The sequence below is a fragment of the Mycobacterium sp. TH-M11 genome, from assembly GCF_057473725.1.
Window position 1 is genome coordinate 1 of record NZ_JBYCLD010000198.1, and the last position, 2,582, is coordinate 2,582.

General features: G+C 66.6%; 2 protein-coding genes and 1 pseudogene. All 3 read left to right on the plus strand.

Going from position 1 to position 2,582, the window contains the following annotated elements; all coding sequences use genetic code 11:
* The coding region (locus tag AC2VOG_RS08745; protein WP_486939520.1) for a bifunctional riboflavin kinase/FAD synthetase at positions 1–659 on the plus strand (659 nt) is incomplete at its 5' end.
* A 123-nt stretch (positions 660–782) separates the two neighbouring features.
* Complete coding sequence (rpsO, locus tag AC2VOG_RS08750) at positions 783–1,052, plus strand: 30S ribosomal protein S15 (protein WP_486939521.1); 270 nt, start codon at positions 783–785, stop codon at positions 1,050–1,052.
* Positions 1,053–1,389: 337 nt separating this feature from the next.
* A pseudogene (locus AC2VOG_RS08755) lies at positions 1,390–2,582 on the plus strand (polyribonucleotide nucleotidyltransferase); the annotation flags it as partial.

Genomic DNA, 2,582 nt, shown 5'->3' on the forward strand with positions numbered 1-2,582 from the left:
ACGTGCATGAGCTGCTCGTCGAGGACCTGCACGTCGTCGAAGTCGTGGTGGGGGAGAACTTCACCTTCGGTAAGAAAGCGGCGGGGTCGGTGGACACGCTGCGCCGTGCCGGCGCACGGCTTGGGTTTGCGGTCGAGGCGATGTCGCTGGTGTCCGAGCATCACGACGCCGAAACGGTGACCTTCTCCTCGACTTATATCCGGTCCTGCGTCGACGCGGGCGACGTGGTCGCGGCCGCCGAAGCGCTGGGCCGTCCGCACCGGGTGGAAGGCGTGGTCGTGCGGGGTGATGGACGGGGGACCGAAATGGGTTTCCCCACCGCGAACGTCGCCCCGCCGATGCATTCGGCCATCCCGGCGGACGGTGTGTACGCGGCCTGGTTCACTGTTCTGGGCCACGGCCCAGCCGCCGGCAGCGTGGTGCCGGGTGAGCGCTACCAGGCTGCGGTGTCCGTGGGCACCAACCCGACCTTTTCCGGACGCACCCGCACGGTCGAGGCGTTTGTCCTCGACACGGCCGCCGACCTCTACGGGCAGCATGTGGCGCTGGACTTCGTCGCGCGGATCCGCGGCCAGGAGAAGTTCGGCTCGGTGAGCGACCTGGTCGAGGCGATGCACAACGACACCGAGCGGGCCCGCACGCTGCTCTCTATTGGCTGACCAGCCGGTTTCAGGTGCCGGCCTCGTCCGCTGTTAGACTTCCCGGCGATACGGGGCGCGCTGCAGTTCGCGGTGGCCGCTACCGGAGATGAATGTTCGCGGACCTATTGATGGAGATGTTTCGTGGCGCTTACCGCCGAGCAGAAAAAAGAGATCCTGGACTCCTACGGCCTGCACGCAACCGACACCGGTTCGCCCGAGGCGCAGGTCGCGATGCTGACCAAGCGGATCGCCGACCTGACCGAACACCTCAAGCAACACAAGCACGACCACCATTCGCGGCGCGGACTGCTGCTGCTGGTCGGTCGCCGCCGTCGGCTGCTCAAGTACGTCGCCCAGGTCGACGTGGCGCGTTACCGCTCGCTGATCGAGCGGCTCGGCCTGCGCCGCTGAGCCGGGGCCCGCGCCGTCGTCGGGCTTAAAGAAGCGCCAGGTCGGCGTGTAGAGTCATAAACGTTTTGGGCCTATCGGCCCGAACCAGGTGCGGTGTGCGCGATCCGCGCGCACCGTTCCAGCGAGGCAGGACAGGACTTCGAAGGAAGACAGGTCTGTGTCGCGCGGTCTTCGGTAGTGGCTGCCGAGCTCCCCGGATTCGGGGTGGTCGGCCGCTTCGATCGACGGCCGTCGCCGCATTCAGACCCCGCGTCATCCGGGTCGTTCTGGAACCCTGTGGGTTGTGCGTGCCTGCGCGAAATAGCTGAAAAAATCCAGAGAGGCTGCACGGACGCATATGTCTGTAGCTGAAATCGACGAAGGCGTGTTTGAAGCAACCGCCACCATTGACAACGGGAGCTTCGGCACCCGCACCATCCGTTTCGAGACCGGCCGGCTGGCCAAGCAGGCCGCCGGCTCCGTCGTCGCCTACCTCGACGACGACACCATGCTGATCTCGGCCACCACGGCCAGCAAGAACCCGAAGGACCACTTCGATTTCTTCCCGCTGACGATCGACGTCGAAGAGCGGATGTACGCCGCCGGACGCATCCCCGGTTCGTTCTTCCGCCGTGAGGGCCGCCCCTCCACCGACGCGATCCTGACCTGTCGGCTGATCGACCGCCCGCTGCGGCCGACCTTCGTCTCGGGTCTGCGCAACGAGATCCAGGTCGTCATCACCATCCTGAGCCTGGACCCCAAGGACCTCTACGACGTGCTGGCGATCAACGCCGCGTCGGCGTCCACCCAGATCTCGGGTCTGCCGTTCGCCGGCCCGGTCGGCGGTGTGCGTGTCGCACTGATCGAGGGCCAGTGGGTCGCGTTCCCGACCGTCGAGCAACTCGAGAACGCGGTGTTCGACATGGTCGTCGCGGGCCGCAAGACGGCCGACGATGTCGCGATCATGATGGTCGAGGCCGAGGCCACCGACAACGTCATCGACCTCGTCGCGGGCGGCGCAGGCGCGCCCACCGAGAGCGTCGTGGCGGAAGGCCTGGAAGCCGCCAAGCCGTTCATCGCCGCGCTGTGCACGGCCCAGCAGGAGTTGCACGACGCCGCCGGCAAGGAGACCGCCGAGTACCCGTTGTTCCCGGAATACCAGGACGACGTCTTCTACTCCGTGTCGTCGGTGGCCACCGACGAGCTCGCCAAGGCGCTCACCATCGCGGGCAAGGAAGAGCGCGACAGCCGCACCGACGAGATCAAGGTCGAGGTGCTCGATCGCCTCGCCGCGACCTACGAGGGTCGCGAGAAGGAAATCGGGGCGGCATTCCGGTCGCTGACCAAAAAGCTTGTGCGCCAGCGTATTCTGTCCGACCACTTCCGCATCGATGGCCGCGGCATTACCGACATCCGCGCGCTGTCGGCCGAGGTCGCGGTGATCCCACGGGCGCACGGCAGCGCGCTGTTCGAGCGTGGCGAGACCCAGATCATGGGCGTCACCACCCTCGACATGGTCAAGATGGCCCAGCAGATCGACTCGCTGGGGCC